This is a genomic window from Pseudarthrobacter sp. TE9888, assembly GCF_056279345.1.
Window position 1 is genome coordinate 1,050,267 of the sequence record NZ_JBWBRD010000002.1, and the last position, 17,048, is coordinate 1,067,314.

Genomic DNA, 17,048 nt, shown 5'->3' on the forward strand with positions numbered 1-17,048 from the left:
ATCCGTCGTGTCCGACGCACCCGCCCCTGACGAAAGACTGTCCTACCGCCTGATTACCGGCGCGGACACCCGTGAATTCTGCGAGCGGATCTCCGCCGCACTCGCCGACGGCTACGTCCTGCACGGCAGCCCGGCGGCAACCTTCAACGGCACCAGCGTCATCGTGGCGCAGGCAATCGTCCTTCCGGCCGCGATCGCCTCAGCCGATGCCGCCGTCGCCACCGCGGTGGACCGGCTCGACGCCGACCTTGAGGGCGACTTCGACGGCGAGGGCCACGCATGAGCTACGCAGGAGACCTGACGCCGCAGGAAGCATGGGCCAAGCTGGAGGAGGGCGCCATCCTGGTTGACGTCCGCACCGAGGGCGAATGGGCCCACATCGGCATCCCGGACACCAAGGCCACTGACAACGATCCACTGTTCATCCAGTGGACCTTCCCCGGCGGCATCCCCAACCCCGACTTCGTCAAGGACCTCCAGGCGCAGGCGCCGGAGAATCCCCAGGCGGAACTGCTCTTCCTGTGCCGCTCCGGCCAGCGGTCCATCGCGGCGGCAACGGCCGCCACCCAGGCCGGCTTCACCGCGTACAGCGTGCTGGAGGGCTTCGAAGGCGAGCCGGACCGCTACGGCGAACGCACCGTCAACGGCTGGAAGAACCGCGGCCTCCCCACCAACCTCGGAAAGAACTAAGTGACCTTCAACCCAGACGCCCCCGGTTGGAACCCCGATACCCAGGCAGTCCGCGGAGGACTGGACCGCTCCAACTTCCAGGAAACGTCCGAGGCCATCTTCCTGAACTCCGGGTTCGTCTACGAATCCGCTGCGGCAGCCGAACGCGCCTTCACGGGCGAGGACGAGCGCTTTGTCTACTCCCGCTACGGCAACCCGTCCGTGGCCACCTTCCAGGAGCGGCTCAGGCTGCTGGAAGGCACCGAAGCCTGCTTTGCGACGGCGTCGGGCATGTCCGCCGTGTTCACCGCGCTGGGTGCCCTGCTGGCTGCCGGCGACCGCGTAGTGGCCGCCCGGTCACTGTTCGGTTCGTGCTTCGTGGTCCTGAACGAGATCCTGCCCCGTTGGGGTGTGGAGACGGTCTTTGTGGACGGCCCGGACCTGGACCAGTGGCGCGAAGCCCTGTCCAAGCCCACCACTGCCGTGTTCTTCGAGTCGCCGTCGAACCCCATGCAGGAGATCGTGGACATCGCCGCCGTCAGCGAACTGGCCCATGCGGCCGGTGCCACCGTGGTGGCGGACAACGTCTTTGCCACTCCCCTGCTGCAGCGCTGCGGGGACCTCGGCGCCGACGTCATCGTCTACTCGGGTACCAAGCACATCGACGGGCAGGGCCGGGTAATGGGCGGCGCCATCCTGGGCACCAAGGAATTCATCGACGGACCGGTGAAGCAGCTGATGCGGCACACAGGCCCCGCGCTTTCCGCTTTCAACGCCTGGGTCCTGACCAAGGGCCTGGAGACCATGGGCCTGCGCGTCAACCACTCGTCTGCCACCGCGCTGCGCCTCGCCGAGTGGCTGGAGGAACAACCGGCGGTGGGCTGGGTGAAATATCCGCTCCTGAAGTCGCACCCGCAGTACGGGCTGGCCGCGAAGCAGATGAGTGCCGGCGGAACGGTCCTGACCTTCGAACTGGCCCCGACCGGCGGGCGCTCGGGCAAGGAAGCGGCATTCGCCCTCCTGGACGGGCTGCGGATCATCGATATTTCCAACAACCTCGGTGATGCCAAATCCCTGATCACGCACCCGGCCACCACGACCCACCGCGCCATGGGCCCGGAGGGGCGTGCCGCGATCGGCCTGAGTGACGGGGTGGTCAGGCTCTCGGTGGGGCTCGAGGACCCGGAAGACCTCCTCCGCGACCTCGAGCAGGCGCTGAAGCAGATCTAGGCTCTTTGTTCATGACGCGCAGATTCCATGGCGCGCCCCGTATGCGCGCAGCGGGATGGAATCTGCGCGTCGAAGCGGAAACGGCGCCTCGATCCTTGCTCCGCTAGGCCTGCCGCACGCGCAGCAACTCGGGGGTGTCCGCCACGTCTGACAGGTCCAGCGCGTCGCGCATCGTCAGGTGGACGGCCTGCCGCACCACGGCACCGAATCCCATGTCCTCGGGCGGCTGCCCGGCCAGGGCCTTATCACGGGCGCGGCGCTGTTCAGCGGCCCCTGTCCCGCGGGCAATGATGTCCTCCACCCCCTGCCGGGCCAGGGCCAGCTCGCCCTGTTCAGCCAGGACGGGCGCCAGGTAGTCCACCAGGGAACGGACCACATCCGCGGCCGGCGCGGGCCTGAAGTTGCCGAAGTCCAGGAGTTCGCCGCTCAGCCCGGCACTGCTGGCCTGCCAGGACGCCATCCGCAGCAGGACGGTGGGTGCGGGAGCAGGATCCACGTCGTCGCGCCATTCCCGGCCGGCGGATTCCACCAGGGCGCGGACCAGCACGGCGATGAGGGCTGCGTCCTCGGCACGGAGGCATACGTCCGCCACCCGCACTTCCACCGTGGGATGGTTCCGGGAGAGCCGGGCGTCGAAATACAGCATGCCCTCATCGAGCATGACGCCGCTGTCCAGCAGCCGTGTCACCACCCGGCGGTACGCAGGGTACGTTCCGTAAATGCCTGCCGGGCCCGCCGTGGGCCAGCGGTTCCAGGCCTGGGTGCGGTAGCTTTCGAAGCCGGTGGGGACGCCATTCCAGAACGGCGAGTTCGCACTCAGCGCCGTGAGCACCGCCAGCTTGTCGCGGATGCGGTCCAGGACGGCCACGCCTTCTTCCGGCGATTCAATGAAGGTGTGGACGTGGAAACCGCAGGTCAGCTGTTCCTGCGCGGTGAGGCCAAAGCGTTCCAGCATCCTGGCGTAGCGCGGGTCCGGCGTGGTGTGGCTGGGCGACGCCACAGGAGAGGTGGCGAGTGCCGCAACCCGGGCCCCGTGCTTTTGGGCTGCCTGGTCCGCCAGCGCCCGGCCGGCCCGGATCTGCTCCAGCAGGCTTCCGTAATCGGTGCACGGCCGGGTCTGTGTCTCGATCTGCTCAAGCTTGAGCTCGGCACTGAGGCCCATTTCGTCGTCGTAATCCGCCTGGTTGCCGGCATGCCTGCCGTCCAGCTCCGCGGGAGCATCGTCCGCTGCCACGCGGTGGCTGGCGAGGAGGGCGTCGGCCAGGGCAAGCGGCGCTCCCCGGACTCCGGATCAACAATCAGGAGTTCTTCCTCGACGCCGAATGTACGCATACGAATATTCTGCCGCGCCCGCCTGGCATTCGAAGGGGCGCCGCACTTCATGACGAAGGATGAATGCCTAGGAGACTGCTGAACTAATCGGCGGATGTGGGGCGCGTCGACTGGACTGGTGGGTCTGGTGGTTAAGACTTGTCATATGCAGGGACGCGAGGACGCGCAACGAGGGTATTTGGATGTGGAGGCACTGGCCGGGGAGTTGTTGGCTCCGGGCAGTGTTTTCGCTTTTCTGGCCAAACATCGGGGGCGGTTGTTTCCGGATTCGATGATGGAGGATTTGTTTCCGTCGCGGCGGGGCAGGCCGTCGGTTCCGGCGCCGGTCATCGGGTCGGTGCTGGTGCTGCAGGCATTGCAGGGCCTCTCTGACCGGGAAACCGCCGAGGCGTTGACTTTTGATCTGAGGTGGAAGGCCGCTTGCGGCTACGGGCTGACCGATACCGCGTTCCATCCGAGCACGCTGACGTACTGGCGAAAGCGGCTGGCCGCCTCGTCGGATCCGCACCGGATCATGGAAGCCATCGCCAAAGTCGTCGCGGAAACCGGGGCTTTGACGGGCAAGCGCCGCAGAGCGGTGGATTCAACGGTCCTTAACGACGCGGTCGCCAGGCAGGACACGATCACGCAGCTGATCGCCGCGGTCCGCCGCTTCGGCCGGGACATCCCGGGCGGACAAGAACTCGTGACCGCCCACGCCACGGGCTATGACTACATCCGCACCGGTAAGCCGGACATCGCCTGGGATGACCAGGACGCCAAAGACGGGCTGATCTCCGCGCTGGTCACCGACGCCCTGGCGTTGCTGGCCGCGGTCGACCCCGAAACGCTGGACGGAAAGGCTGCTGATGCCTACGCTCTGCTGGCCCTGGTCGCCGGGCAGGACGTGGAACCGGCCGAGGACTCCGACGGGACCGACGGGCGATGGCGGATCGCCCGGAAGGTCGCCCCGGACCGGATGATCTCCACCGTTGACCCCGACACCCGGCATGCGCACAAGACCCAGTCCAGGCAGCAGGACGGATACAAGGCCCACATCGTGATCGAACCCGACACCGGGCTGATCACCGCCGCGGAACTGACCAAGGCCTCCGGCCCGGAAAACAGCGACGGGGCCGTCGGTGCCCGGCTGATCGGCATGGATTCCACGATCGCCGGCACCAGCCTGGACGTCCTGGCCGACTCGGCCTACGGCACGGGGGACATGCTCGCCGCCCTCACCCGTGCCGGCCACACCCCGGTGATCAAACCATGGCCCCTCCGCCCAGCAGTCGAAGGCGGATTCACCCTCGATGACTTCACCGTCGACGAAGCAGCCGGCACCATGACCTGCCCGCACGGACTCACCCGCAACATCACCACCAAACGACGGGTCACGTTCGGCGCCGCCTGCACAGGCTGCCCCCTCCGGCACCGATGCACCACCTCACCGCGAGGACGCAAAATCGTTCTCCACGAACATGACGCGCTGCAACGGCAACACCGCCAACGCGCCAAGAACCCGGCCTTCCAGGACGACTACCGCACCCACCGGCCCATGGTCGAGCGGTCCATCGCATGGCTCACCCGCGGCAACCGACGCGTTCCCCATCGCGGCATCAACCGGAACAACGCCTGGCTCCAGCTACGGATCGCGGGACTGAACCTCCGCCGCCTCCTGAAGCTCGGACTCACCGCGGAACAGGGATCCTGGGCCATCGCTTGAACCCGGAAACCAGGACCAGGCCTCTCACAGCCAGCCAAAACAACACCCACTACCCGGCCACAGGCACCAAAAGCCCGGAACCACCCAAAATACTTCAACCCCAGAAACCCCAACCCACAAAAGGAAGGGCTGGCCCGACAGCGAACGCCACGGACCAGCCCTACAAAGCACTTAGTTCAGCAGTCTCCTAGTCCTGGAAGTATTCCACCTTGGCGCCAATGGTGTTCAGGCGCTCCGCCAGGTCCTCGTAACCACGCTCGATGACATAGATGTTGCGCAGCTCGGACACGCCCCGCGCGGCCAGCATGGCCAGCAGCAGGCAGGCGGCGGGGCGCAGTGCCGGCGGGCAGCCGACCTCCGCGGCGCGCCACTTGGTGGGCCCGTTGACATAGATCCGGTGCGGGTCCAGGAGCTGCACCTGCGCGCCGAGCCGGTTCAGCTCCGTCAGGTAGATGGCCCGGTTTTCGTAGACCCAGTCGTGGATCATGGTCTGGCCGTGGGCGTTCGCAGCGATCACGGCGAAGAACGGCAGGTTGTCGATGTTCAGCCCGGGGAACGGCATGGGGTGGATCTTGTCCTCGGGGGCACGCAGCTCAGAGGGCTTGGTGGTGACGTCCACCAGGCGGGTGCGGCCGTTGCGGGCCATGTATTCGCCCGAGACTTCAAGGTTCTGGCCCATCTGTTCCAGCGTGGCCAGTTCGATTTCCATGAACTCGATGGGGACCCGGCGGACCGTGACCTCGGAGTTGGTGACGATGCCTGCCGTGATAAGGCTCATGGCCTCAATGGGGTCCTCGGAGGGGAAGTACTCGATCTCCGCGTCGATTTCCGGCCGGCCCGTGATCTTCAGGGTGGTGGTGCCCACACCCTCGATGGTGACGCCGAGCATCTGCAGGTAGAAGCACAGGTCCTGCACCATGTAGTTGGGGCTGGCGTTGCGGATCACTGTGGTTCCCGACCGGTGCGCCGCGGCCATGATCGCGTTCTCGGTGACGGTGTCCCCCCGTTCGGTGAGGACGAAGGAACGGTCCTCGGCGTCCGCGGCCGGGGCCTGGACGGTGTAGAAACCGGCGGTGGCCTCCACCGACAGGCCGAACTCACGCAAAGCCTGCATGTGGGGCTCCACGGTGCGGGTGCCCAGGTCGCAGCCGCCGGCATACGGCAGGCGGTACTCCCGCGACTCGTCCAGCATGGGGCCGAGCAGCATGATGACGCTGCGGGTCCGGCGGGCAGCGTCCACGTCCATGGCATCCAGGTCCAGGACGGCGGGCCGGCGCAGGCGGAGATCGGTGTCGTTAAGCCAGGTGCACTCCACCCCGATGCTGGTGAGCACCTCGACGATGCGGTTGACTTCCTCGATCCGGGCCAGCCGGCGGAGCACGGTGGTGCCCCGGTTGATCAGGCTGGCGCACAGCAGGGCCACGCCGGCGTTCTTGCTGCTGTTGACGTCCACGGCGCCGGAGAGGGTGCGGCCACCCTCCACCCGCAGGTGCGTCATCTTCGGCTTGCCCACGTTCACGATGCTGCGGTCAAATATGTTTTCCAGCCGCTGGATCATTTTCAGGCTCAGGTTCTGCTTGCCCTGTTCCATCCGGGCCACGGCGCTTTGGCTGGTACCGAGTTCGGCGGCCAGCTGGCCCTGGGTCCACCCCTTCTCGCTCCGGGCGTCCCTCAGCATGGCGGCAACGTGTTCAGCGGTTTCCTGAGTCATACCACAAATATATCATAAATGAGTTATCACCCCCCTTGCTAGGGATTAGTGGGGGACGTCACCCCTGCCCTACCCATTCGGTGCGATAGGGAAGTATGCGTAGCGTTTTTGGCGGACGTTAGCTGCCCAGCCACACCATGTTCCACGTGCCTGCCGAGACAGCTGCTGCCAGGGCAAGCCCGGCCACCAGCACACCGCCGGCAACCACCCAGGAGTCCAGCGGGCTGAAGGTCGATTCCCTGGCCCACGTCCGCCGGCCGCCGCCGAATCCCCGCGCTTCCATGGTCACGGCGAGCCTGGACGCACGGCGGATGGCCTGCACCAGCAGACCGAAGCTCTGGCCCAGCGTCGCCTTCACCCGCTGGCCGAGGCTGCCGCGGGCGCCCACGCCCCGGGCACGGCGCGCCATCCCGATGGTCTGCCACTCCTCTGCCATGAGCCCCACCAGGCGCATCGCGGCGAGGGTGCCCAGGACGAACCGGTGTGGCAGGCGGGCCTTCTGCGCCAGTGCATCCGCGAGATCCGTGGGATCGGTGCAGCTCATCAGGAGCACTGCCGGCAGGGCGATCGCGAAGCCGCGCAGGAGGAAGCCTATGCCCAGCTGCAGGGAACCTTCGCTCATGCTCCAGATGCCGACGTCGAGCAGGATCCTTCCGCTGTCCGGCGCCAGGATGGCGGTACTCCAGCCTCCGATGGCCGCCGCGAGGATCAGCGGCCATCCGCGCTGCCACAGAAGGGACAGGGTGAGCCCGGCCAGGGGAAAGAGCATCAGTTCGAAGACCAGGGCCACTGAGGCGGACACCCAGTCGATGGACAATGCCAGGACCGCGGTGATGAGCAGGACCGCCGCGAACTTGCTGAGTGGATTGGCGCGGGCCAGGAGGGCGCGGTTGCCGCTCAGGGTGAGTTGCTGCCTCATGGTGCCACCGCTTCCGCGGCAGCCATCCGCAGTTCCGTCCCGCCCAGGGCCCCGGTGAACTCGGCGTCATGGGTCACGGAAACCACCGCCGTGCCGGCATCCAAAAGCTCGGACAGGAATGATGCGAGCTCGGCCCAGGTATTGGCGTCCTGCCCAAACGTGGGCTCGTCGAGGATCAGTACCTGGGGGCTGGCGGCAAGGACGGTGGCCACCGAGAGGCGCCGCTTCTCCCCGCCGGAGAGCGTATACGGGTTGGCGTCCACCAACTGGGTGAGCCGCAGCCGCTCCAGCAGTTCGTCCACCTTGTCCCCGCCGTGGCCCAGGTGCCGCGGGCCGAACTGCAGTTCGTCCAGCACCTTCCCGGTGACGAACTGGTGCTCCGGCTCCTGGAACACCGTGCCCACCCGCGAGATCAGCTGCTCGGCCTTCCACTTGTAGGGGTCGATGCCGGCGCCGCGGCTGAGGTCCAGCGTGGCGGACACCTTTCCGGCCACCGGCTCCAGCAGCCCGGCCAGGGTCAACGCGAAGGTGGACTTGCCGGCGCCGTTGGGACCGGTGATGGCCAGGGCCTGCCCGGCGCGGACCTGTGCAGCCACGTCCTCCTGGACCGGCACCGGCGGAATTTTCCGAAAGCCCTGCCGGCGGGCGCGTTCGCGGGATACGGCCAGCTGCTCTGCGGCCAGCAACAGGTTCCCCGTTCCCGCGGCCGGGACGGCGGCGCGGGGACGGGTCGCGGGCACATACCCGGGCACCCACACGCCGGCAGCGGCCAGCATGGTCCGCGCCTCACCGAGCACGCGGTCCGGGGGCCCGTCCAGGAGCACCGCAGGATCGCTGGCGGAGCCGGGCTGCAGGACAATGATCCGGTCCACCAGGTCCTTCCACACGGATACCCGGTGCTCCACCACCACCAGCGTGGCGCCGGTTTTGTCCAGGGAGCGGGCCACTGCGTCGCGGACCTCCAGCACGCCATCCGGGTCCAGGTTGGCGGTGGGCTCGTCCAGCAGGATCAGGCCGGGGCGCATCGCCAGGATGCCGGCGAGCGCCAGGCGCTGCTTTTGGCCGCCGGACAGGGCCGACGTCGGGTGGTCCAGCGGGAGGTGGGAGAGTCCGACGTCGGCAAGCGCCGCGTGCACGCGCGGCCAGATCGCGTCGCGGGGCACCGCGAGGTTTTCGGCGCCGAAGGCGACGTCGTCCCCCACCCGGGAAAGGACCACCTGCGTTTCGGGGTCCTGCTGCATCAGCCCGGCGCGGCCGCGCCGGGCACGGGGCGCTGCTCCGTCCACCAAGAGCGAACCGGACTCGTCGGCGTCGCCTGCCTCTCCGTCGTCGTTGATGTCTCCCAGGACGCCGGCCAGCGCATGCAGCAGCGTGGACTTCCCGGCGCCGGAGGGGCCGAGCAGGAGCACCCGCTCCCCGGGGGCGATGTCCAGGTCAAGGCCGTGGACGGCGGGTTTGGGCCGGCCGGCATGCCGCCAGCCCCAGCCACGGGCGGTGACGGCGGCGGGGCGGACCGCGCCGGAGTCCTGGGAGGGTGCCATCAGGAGAAGACGGGCTCCGTTGCGGCCTTGCGGGATGCGAAGGAGCTCAGCACGCCGGTGCGTGCCAGGCCGCGGGTGGCCAGCCAGGCCAGGGCGCCGGCAAGGATGGCGCCGGAAACGGTGGTGAGGACGATGTAGGCCAGCTTGTCGGCGCCGGAGTAGGCGATGTTCCAGCCCCACGGTGCGAACGAATCATTCAGGCCGCAGAAGAATCCGGCCGCGGCGCCGGCCAGCAGCGATACGGGCAGGTTGAACTTCCGGTACACGAAGATTGCGAAGATGATTTCCGCGCCCAGCCCCTGGATGAAACCGGAGAAGAGGACCGAGGCGCCGTACTGGGAACCCATCAGCAGCTCGCCGGTGGCTGCGACGGTCTCGCAGAACAGGGCGGCCCCGGGCTTGCGGATGATGAGCATCCCCAGCACGCCGGGAATCATCCAGCCGCCGGCGAGCAGGCCGGTCAGGGGCGGGTAGGCGGCGTTCATGGGGGCGGACAGGGCGGCGGCACCCTGGTCCCAGGCCCAGAAAATGACGCCGCCCGCGATGGCCACCAGCGCGGCGACGACGATGTCCACGACGCGCCAGGACTTGCTGGTGGTCTTCTTGATTGCTGCAGTACTCATGTGATCCTCCTGGGAAACAGGAGGGGAAAGTGGACCCGGCCGGCGGCCTGTGGCCGTGGAACCGCGACACTTTGAGAACTCGACTCCCTTGCGCCGGTACTAACCGGATCAGGTTCGAGGGTCTGCGGCTGTCCGCACTCTCAGCGCCCACCTGCGGTGCCCGGCTAATGCCAGGTTGCCCGACGGCGGCGCTCCCCTGTCGTTTTTAGTGTTGCTTTTCGTGTGGGTAACGCTTGTTGTTGTGCCCTGTTGGGCGTGGTCAAGTTTACACCTGGCAGGGCTGGATTGCGGGCTGCGGGCGCCAATCCCCCGGATATGACCGGCTAGGCTGGGGGCAGTCCGTTTTCCGCCCGCAAGGAGTACCTGGAATGAACCTTCTCATCAAACTGCTCGGGACAGCCGTGAGCCTCGGCGCAGGCCTCGCCGGCACCAAGCTGGTCAATGCCATCTGGGAAAAGACCACCGGACAGAAGCCGCCCACCGGCAAGCACGAGGACGTACCCACCAGCCTGCGTTCCGCGCTGACCTTTGCGCTGATCTCGGCGTCGGTCAGTGCCATCATCCAGGTCCTGGCCAACCGCGGAACCCAGCGCGCCATCACCCGCTTCGCGAAGACCCAGGACATCGTCTAGCGTCCTGCCCTTGGCGTTACCGGCCGTCGTCGGAGCTGTCCTTCCGGGCAGTCTCGGCGGCGGCTTTTTGCACCACGGCTTCGAGTTCATCGGCGGTGAGCAGTTCCCGGTGCAGGTGCTTGGTGCGGTAGCCGGCACGGCCCACCATGTGGGCGGACACAGGCACCGTGAGCAACTGGAAGATCCACGCCACCACCAGGACCGGCCACACCCACCACGTCCGCATCTGCAGCACGATGGCCGCCAGCAGCAGGAAGAGGCCCAGGACCTGGGGCTTCGTGGCGGCGTGCATGCGGCTCAGGAGGTCCGGGAACCGCAGCAGGCCTATCGAGGCACCCAGGGACATGAGGGCGCCCACCACCATGAACACAGCGGAGACGAGGTCGATCCAGGCGTCCGGGCCGGAGAAGTCAGGATTCATTGGGTTTGACCCTCCTGTCGGCCACGAACCTGGCCACGGTCACGGACCCAATGAACCCGATGATGGAGATGGCCACCACCAGCATCAGGTTGTTCAGGTGCCGGTTCACTGCCATATCGATGCACAGCGCCCCGGCCAGGATGGCGAGCAGCACATCCGCAGCCAGCACCCGGTCCAGCAGCGACGGGCCACGGGCGATCCGGATAATGGCACCGGCGGCCGCCAGCGAAAAAATGACGGCTGTGACAGCCAGGACAACGTGCATCATGCGCTGGCCTCCATACGGACCTCTTCGAGTTCATCCGCGGTGCCCATGATGCGGATCAGGCCCGCTTCAATGGAACGGACCTCGTTCCGGAGGCCCTCCACGTCCTTCTCGGAGGTGATGTTGAGTGCGTGCAGGTACAGGGTGGACGTGGAACGGTCCACCTCAACCACCAGGGAGCCCGGGATCAGGGAAATCACGTGTCCCGTGGCAGTGACGATCAGGTCCTGGTGGCTGCGCAGCTTGACCGCGACCACGGCATTGGTCACCTTGGGGCCGCGGACCGCTGCCAGGTACAGGACCTGGGCGCTGGCCACCACCACCTTGCCCACGAAGGCCAGGGCAAAAGGCACGGCGTAGAGGATATTGAACCGGCCACTGAGTTCCACTGGCGGGAGGTAGAAGAGCCGGGCCACGCCCACGGCCAGCAGGGCCCCGAAGAGGAGGTTGCCGGGGCTGAAATCCTGCCACAGGGCGCCCCACACAACCACCAGCCAGACCAGGAGCGGCAGTTCCTGGCGCAGCGAAATGCGTTTGCGGCTCATCGTCCTCCTCCCGCGGCGGTGGCGCCGGGAACGGCGGTAGCCTCGCCCAGCACCGCCTGGATGTACGGCGTCCGGTCAAGCATGTCCCGGGCTGCCCGGTCGGAAAGAGCGAACAATGGTCCGGCGAAGACGGTCAGGGCGACACCGAGCACCACGAGGCCGGCCGTGGAACCCACCATGGTCCGCGGCAGGAGGGTCACGGTGTTGTTCACCTTGGCTCCCGGACCGGAAACCCTCGCGGCAGGAGGGGCAAGGAGCACAGGGTCCGGGTGCTCGGCGTCCTCCGGCTTCCGCCAGAACGCGCGGTTCCACACCCTGGCGATGGCCAGCAGCGTCAGGAGGCTGGTCACCACGCCGCCGATCACCAGCGCGTAGGCCAGCGGAGTGCCCAGCTCCACGCCGGCCTGCAGCAGGCCCACCTTGCCCAGGAACCCGGAGAACGGCGGGATGCCGGCCAGGTTCATGCCGGGGATGAAGAACAGCAGCGCCAGCATGGGTGAGAGCTTGGCGAGTCCGCCCAGCCGGTCCACGGACGAGCTGCCGCCGCGCCGTTCGATGAGGCCGGTGACCATGAAGAGGCTGGTCTGGATGGTGATGTGGTGGGCCACGTAGAAGACTGCCGCCGCCAGTCCCACGGCCGAGGACATGGCCAGCCCGAACACCATGTAGCCGATGTGGCTGACCAGGGTGAACGAGAGGAGGCGCTTGATGTCGCTTTGGGCGAGGGCGCCCAGGATGCCCACCAGCATGGTCAGCAATGCCACCACCATCAACGGCGTGTTCAACGTATCGCCGGGGAAGAGCAGTGTTTCGGTGCGGACCATCGCGTAGACACCCACCTTGGTCAGCAGGCCTGCGAACACGGCAGTGACCGGCGCCGGGGCGGTGGGGTAGGAGTCGGGGAGCCAGAAGGACAGGGGAAAGACGGCGGCCTTGATGCCGAAGGCCACCAGGAGCATCACGTGCAGCAGGGTTTTGGTGCCTTGGTCCAGTTCACCCAGCTTGACGGCCAGGTCTGCCATGTTCACGGTTCCGGTGGCCCCGTAGACCATGGCGATGGCAATCAGGAACAGCACCGAGGACACGACGGACACCACCACGTAGGTGACGCCGGCCCGGATCCGGGGCCCCGTGCCGCCCAGGGTCATCAGCACGTAGCTTGCAGTCAGCAGGATCTCGAAGCCGACATAGAGGTTGAAGAGGTCCCCGGACAGGAACGCGTTGGACACCCCGGCCACCAGGATCAGGTAGGTGGGGTGGAAGATCGATACCGGCGCGTCGTGGTCGCCGTCGGCCATGCCCTGGCCTGTGGCGTACACCAGCACTGCAAGGCTGACGGCGGAGGACACCACCAGCATCAGGGACGTGAACTGGTCCACCACCATGACGATGCCAAACGGAGGGATCCAGCCGCCGATGGTCACCGCGGCGGTGCCGCCGTTCCATGCCGACGCCAGCAGGAGGCATTCGAGTGCCAGCGTCAGTGACAGCAGGCCGATGCTCACCGCGCGCTGGGCCCGGGAGTGCCGGATCAGCAGGAAGGTCAGGGCGGCGCCCAGGATGGGAAGTACGACGGCGAGCGGGGCAAAGCTTGCGATGCTCACTTTCCGCCTCCTTCCGGGCTGTGGTCAACGTTGAGGGAACCGGGCTTTTCCTCCGCGGCAGCATGTTCGGCGGGCATTTCCCGGCCGCCGGCCACAAGCGTGGCCACCCGGTCCGCGTCCTGGTCCGCCTCGCCGCCGGAAGCACCGCGGTCCGTGACATCCCGGCCGTCGGAACCGAGCATGGTGAGCGGGAACTCCGATGTTTCCGCGGGGACTTCGGCGTCATCCTCAGCATCGAAGCTGGGGGTCTCGGCCACCCGGAGGTCCTCGGCGTCGTCCTGGATGTCGTCCTGGCGGGCCAGCACCCAGGTGCGGTAGATGATGCCCAGCATGAAGGCGGTGACCGCGAAGGAAATCACGATCGATGTCAGGATCAGGGCCTGCGGCAGCGGATCGTTGTATTCCTGGGCGGGCGTGTCCTTGCTGAAGAGCGGCGCCAGTCCCGCGTATCCCCCGGTGGCCAGGATCAGCAGGTTGGTGGCGTTGGCCAGCAGCATCAGTCCCAGCAGCACCCTTGTGAGGCTGCGTTCCAGGATCAGGTAGATGCCGCAGGCGTACAGGGCTCCCATGACAATCAGCAGGGTCAGGTTGACGCTCATGCGTGGCCCTTCGCGGTGGTCTCGGCAGGAATCCCGTCCGGTTCCTGTTCCAGCTCCCCGGCGCCCTGCACGTCCCCGGCAAGGCCACGCTCCTGGTCGGCTTCCTGGCCCGGTTCCGGCGCCTGTCCGACGGGCCCGGACTGGTCCTCGAGGTGTTCATCGATCTCGGCCCCGAGGCTGCGCAGCACGTCAAGCACCAGGCCCACCACCACGATGTACACGCCGATATCGAAGATGGTGGAGGTGACGAACTTGATGTCCCCGAACACGGGCAGCCATACCTGGATGATGGCGGACTGGAACACCTGCCCGCCCAGCAGCAGCGGCGCCATGCCGGAAGCGGCTGCGAGGGCCAGGCCGATGCCCAGGAGGGCGCCCGGGCTCAACGGAGCAGCTTCCCGCAGCTCGAAGCGGCCGCCTGCCAGGTAGCGGATGGTCAGGGCCAGGCCGGCGGTGAGGCCACCGGCGAATCCGCCGCCGGGCAGGTTGTGCCCTGCCAGCAGCAGGTAGAGCGAGAAGATGATCATCGAGTGGAAGATCAGCCGCGTGACCACCTCGAAGATGATCGAGCGGCGTTCAGGGGCCAGGGTCCGCCCGGCCACAATCCAGGGGTCCCGGGTGGAGGCCGCAAACCTCCGGCTGATGGCCAGCGCCGCAGCGTCTCGGGAGCCGGGGTCGACACCGGGGTGCCGGCCCACTGTGCCCGCCGCAACGCTCGCGGACGCCTGCAGCCGGTCTCCCCGTCCGCGCACGAAGATCAGGCTTGCCACGCCGGTGGCGGCCAGCGCCAGGACGCTGATCTCACCGAACGTGTCCCAGGCGCGGATATCCACCAGGGTCACGTTGACCACGTTCAGGCCCCCGCCGCCTTCATAGGCGAGCTGCGGGAACTGCAGTGACACGGGAATGGACGTCCGGGCACCCATGGCGAAAATGGCTGCAAAAACCATGGTGATGCCGAAGCCGGCGCCGATGATGACGCGCAGCACCCGGTATTTGCCGCCCGTGCGGTCGCGCAGTTCGGGGGGCAGCCTGCGCAAGGCCAGGACGAAGGCCACCAGGATGATGGTTTCCACCAGCATCTGGGTCAGGGCCAGGTCCGGGGCGCCCTGCAGGGCGAACACCAGCGCGATGCCGTAGCCGGTCACGGAGACCATCAGCACGGCAAGGAATCGTTTGTTGGCCTTGACCGCTGCCAGTGCGCCGATGACGATGCCCACGCCGGCAACCAGCTGCAGCGGCGAATTCGGGTCCACCAGGTAGACGTCCTGCGGGAGTGCGTTGCCGCCCAGGAGCATTGCCACCAGCGGCAGGACGAATGCCACGCTCAGGATTACTGCGAGGTAGAAGTACAGTGAACCGCGCTGGGTCCGGCCGGTGATCCAGACGGCAGCGTCATCCAGTGCTCCGATAGTCAGCTGGTAGCCGCGGTCGCCGTCCACCCAGGCCGGGACCAGGGACTGGACGCGGGCCACCGCGGTGCGGCCAACGTACATGGCAGCACCGAGAACGAAGGTGATGGCCGTCAGCCCAAGTGCCGGAGTGAACCCATGCCACAGCGCAAGGTGGCCTGCCTGCGCTGCGGGAGCGCCGGCGTCGGGCGCTGTGGACGCGAACAGCGCGGCGTACGGCTGGATCCAGGCGTCCACCGGAACCGGCCAGAGCCCGTAGGCGATGGTCAGGATGCTGAGGATGGCGGGCGCGGCCAGGAAGGAAGGCCTGATGGCCTTGAACGGCGTGGGGTCCACCCCGGGTTTGACCGCGAACGCACCCCACATGAAGCGGGCGCTGTAGGCGAAGGTAAGGATGGAGCCCACCACGAGCCCCACCAGGACCACCATGCCCCACGGACCGGAATGCGGGTCCGTGGCGTGGTGCACGAAGGCTTCCAGCACCGATTCCTTGGCTACGAACCCTGCCAGCAATGGCACGCCGGCCATGGACGCGGCGCCGATGCCGGCCACGATGCCGAGGGCGCGCGAGGAGCGGAAGACGCCGGACAGTTTGCGGACGTCGCGTGTCCCGGACTGGTGGTCGATGATGCCCACCACCAGGAACAGCGTGGCCTTGAACAGCCCGTGCGCCAGCAGCATGGCCAGGCCGGCCAGGGCGGCGTCGGGCGTTCCCAGGCCCACCACCATGGTCAGGAAGCCCAGCTGGCTGACGGTGCCGTAGGCCAGGATCAGCTTGATGTCGGACTGGCGCAGCGCACGGTAGCCGCCCACCAGCATGGTGGCCAGCCCCAGCCCCATGACCACGGGCTGCCAGTAGGCAGTCTCCGCGAATCCCGGGGCAAGCCGCGCCACCAGGTAGATGCCTGCCTTCACCATCGCCGCGGCGTGCAGGTAGGCGCTGACCGGGGTGGGCGCGGCCATGGCGCCCGGCAGCCAGAAGTGAAACGGGACCAGCGCCGACTTGGTGATTGCACCCACCAGGATGAGTACGACGGCGGCGCTCACCATGGCCTCGGACGTCCCGGCGGCCAGCGCGGGGGCCTGCTCCAGGATGCCGGAGAGACGGTAGGTGCCGGCGGCCGTGCCCAGCATGATCAGGCCCACCAGCATGGCCAGGCCGCCGGCGGTGGTGACCATCAGCGCCTGGAGGGCGGAGCGGCGGGCGGCAAGCCGGGTCCGGGCGAAGCCGATCAGCAGGTAGGACAGGATGGTGGTCAGTTCCCAGAAAATGAACAGCAGCAGGAGGTCATCCGCTGTGACCAGGCCGAACATGGCACCGGCGAACGCCAGCAGCTGGGCGCCGAAGCCGCCGAGGTCCTGGTCCGTCCGCTTGAAGTACCGCGCACAGTAGACCAGCACCAGGGAGCCGACGCCGAGCACCAGGAGGGACATGACCCACGCCAGGGCGTCCATTCGGAAGGCCAGTTCCAGATGGAGCCCGGGGATCCACTCGAAGGACTCGGTGATGGCGCCGGGGCCTGAGTAGATGGGGTTGTGCTGCAACATCAGCCAGCCGAAGGAAGCCGCCGGAACAGCCGCCAAGGCATAGAAGGCGTTGCGGCCCCAAAGCCGGAAAAGGAAGGGCGCGAGGACAGCCACCGAAAACTGCACGGCAAGGACTGTGATCACTGTATTCTCCGCAACGTCAGGGATTCGATTGTCAAAAGTTGGAGCAGGCGGCAAAAAGTAAGGTTCGGGAGTGGATAGTTTACCAAGGTGCGTCCGGTATCATTTCCGGTTTTGCGGGCCGCAGCAGCCTGAATCCCTGGCGACAACGGCCCGCGCTCCCCTGCGTGTT

Annotated in this window: 15 protein-coding genes, 1 pseudogene and 1 riboswitch; of the genes and pseudogenes, 5 read left to right on the forward strand and 11 right to left on the reverse strand. The window is 67.4% G+C overall.

Features of this window, described 5'->3' with window-relative positions:
* Nucleotides 1-7 precede the first annotated feature (7 nt).
* From ACZ9J7_RS05520 to ACZ9J7_RS05530, 3 genes are read left to right on the forward strand one after another with little or no spacing between them, the layout of a single operon-like run.
* On the forward strand, nucleotides 8-283 hold the full coding sequence (locus ACZ9J7_RS05520) for a DUF1737 domain-containing protein (protein WP_476207715.1): 276 nt from the start codon (nucleotides 8-10) through the stop codon (nucleotides 281-283).
* Nucleotides 280-690 (forward strand): rhodanese-like domain-containing protein, encoded by a 411-nt coding sequence (locus ACZ9J7_RS05525; RefSeq protein WP_476207717.1) that lies wholly within the window; start codon nucleotides 280-282, stop codon nucleotides 688-690. Before ACZ9J7_RS05520 ends, ACZ9J7_RS05525 begins: the two co-directional genes overlap by 4 nt.
* A complete protein-coding gene (locus tag ACZ9J7_RS05530; RefSeq protein WP_476207719.1) occupies nucleotides 691-1,899 on the forward strand; it encodes an O-succinylhomoserine sulfhydrylase in 1,209 nt (402 codons plus the stop codon). It begins immediately after the preceding gene.
* A 103-nt stretch (nucleotides 1,900-2,002) separates the two neighbouring features.
* On the opposite strand, the pseudogene ACZ9J7_RS05535 reads toward ACZ9J7_RS05530, so the two are convergent.
* Nucleotides 2,003-3,231, reverse strand: a pseudogene (locus ACZ9J7_RS05535) (glutamate--cysteine ligase 2).
* Nucleotides 3,232-3,376: 145 nt separating this feature from the next.
* On the opposite strand from ACZ9J7_RS05535, the gene ACZ9J7_RS05540 reads away from it, so the two are divergent.
* Nucleotides 3,377-4,936, forward strand: a complete 1,560-nt coding sequence (locus ACZ9J7_RS05540; RefSeq protein WP_476207720.1) for an IS1182 family transposase — start codon at nucleotides 3,377-3,379, stop codon at nucleotides 4,934-4,936.
* Between the two features lie 187 nt (nucleotides 4,937-5,123).
* Here ACZ9J7_RS05540 and ACZ9J7_RS05545 read toward each other — a convergent pair whose 3' ends face one another.
* The 4 genes from ACZ9J7_RS05545 to ACZ9J7_RS05560 form a co-directional block, all read right to left on the reverse strand.
* Entirely contained in the window at nucleotides 5,124-6,647 is a 1,524-nt protein-coding gene (locus ACZ9J7_RS05545; protein WP_476207722.1) for a UDP-N-acetylglucosamine 1-carboxyvinyltransferase, read from the reverse strand.
* 118 nt (nucleotides 6,648-6,765) lie between these two features.
* Nucleotides 6,766-7,566, reverse strand: a complete 801-nt coding sequence (locus tag ACZ9J7_RS05550) for an energy-coupling factor transporter transmembrane component T family protein (RefSeq protein WP_476207724.1) — start codon at nucleotides 7,564-7,566, stop codon at nucleotides 6,766-6,768.
* On the reverse strand, nucleotides 7,563-9,107 hold the full coding sequence (locus ACZ9J7_RS05555; protein WP_476207726.1) for an ABC transporter ATP-binding protein: 1,545 nt from the start codon (nucleotides 9,105-9,107) through the stop codon (nucleotides 7,563-7,565). The genes ACZ9J7_RS05550 and ACZ9J7_RS05555 overlap by 4 nt, the downstream gene beginning before the upstream one ends.
* Nucleotides 9,107-9,730: an ECF transporter S component gene (locus ACZ9J7_RS05560; protein ID WP_476207727.1), complete on the reverse strand. Its 624-nt coding sequence runs from the start codon at nucleotides 9,728-9,730 to the stop codon at nucleotides 9,107-9,109. Before ACZ9J7_RS05560 ends, ACZ9J7_RS05555 begins: the two co-directional genes overlap by 1 nt.
* Before the next feature lie 67 nt (nucleotides 9,731-9,797).
* A riboswitch (TPP riboswitch) is annotated at nucleotides 9,798-9,938 on the reverse strand.
* Nucleotides 9,939-10,098: 160 nt separating this feature from the next.
* Here ACZ9J7_RS05560 and ACZ9J7_RS05565 point away from each other — a divergent pair.
* Entirely contained in the window at nucleotides 10,099-10,362 is a 264-nt protein-coding gene (locus ACZ9J7_RS05565) for a DUF4235 domain-containing protein (RefSeq protein ID WP_476207729.1), read from the forward strand.
* Nucleotides 10,363-10,378: 16 nt separating this feature from the next.
* Here ACZ9J7_RS05565 and mnhG read toward each other — a convergent pair whose 3' ends face one another.
* From mnhG to ACZ9J7_RS05595, 6 genes are read right to left on the reverse strand one after another with little or no spacing between them, the layout of a single operon-like run.
* Nucleotides 10,379-10,783 (reverse strand): monovalent cation/H(+) antiporter subunit G, encoded by a 405-nt coding sequence (gene mnhG / locus ACZ9J7_RS05570; protein WP_476207731.1) that lies wholly within the window; start codon nucleotides 10,781-10,783, stop codon nucleotides 10,379-10,381.
* The gene (locus tag ACZ9J7_RS05575) at nucleotides 10,773-11,051 is read right to left on the reverse strand and encodes an MrpF/PhaF family protein (protein WP_387561462.1); all 279 of its coding nucleotides are present in this window, start codon (nucleotides 11,049-11,051) and stop codon (nucleotides 10,773-10,775) included. Before ACZ9J7_RS05575 ends, mnhG begins: the two co-directional genes overlap by 11 nt.
* Entirely contained in the window at nucleotides 11,048-11,593 is a 546-nt protein-coding gene (locus ACZ9J7_RS05580; protein ID WP_476207733.1) for a Na+/H+ antiporter subunit E, read from the reverse strand. The genes ACZ9J7_RS05575 and ACZ9J7_RS05580 overlap by 4 nt, the downstream gene beginning before the upstream one ends.
* A complete protein-coding gene (locus ACZ9J7_RS05585; protein ID WP_476207734.1) occupies nucleotides 11,590-13,197 on the reverse strand; it encodes a Na+/H+ antiporter subunit D in 1,608 nt (535 codons plus the stop codon). Before ACZ9J7_RS05585 ends, ACZ9J7_RS05580 begins: the two co-directional genes overlap by 4 nt.
* Nucleotides 13,194-13,796: a Na(+)/H(+) antiporter subunit C gene (locus tag ACZ9J7_RS05590; protein WP_476207736.1), complete on the reverse strand. Its 603-nt coding sequence runs from the start codon at nucleotides 13,794-13,796 to the stop codon at nucleotides 13,194-13,196. Before ACZ9J7_RS05590 ends, ACZ9J7_RS05585 begins: the two co-directional genes overlap by 4 nt.
* On the reverse strand, nucleotides 13,793-16,879 hold the full coding sequence (locus tag ACZ9J7_RS05595) for a Na+/H+ antiporter subunit A (protein ID WP_476207737.1): 3,087 nt from the start codon (nucleotides 16,877-16,879) through the stop codon (nucleotides 13,793-13,795). The genes ACZ9J7_RS05590 and ACZ9J7_RS05595 overlap by 4 nt, the downstream gene beginning before the upstream one ends.
* Nucleotides 16,880-17,048 lie beyond the last annotated feature (169 nt).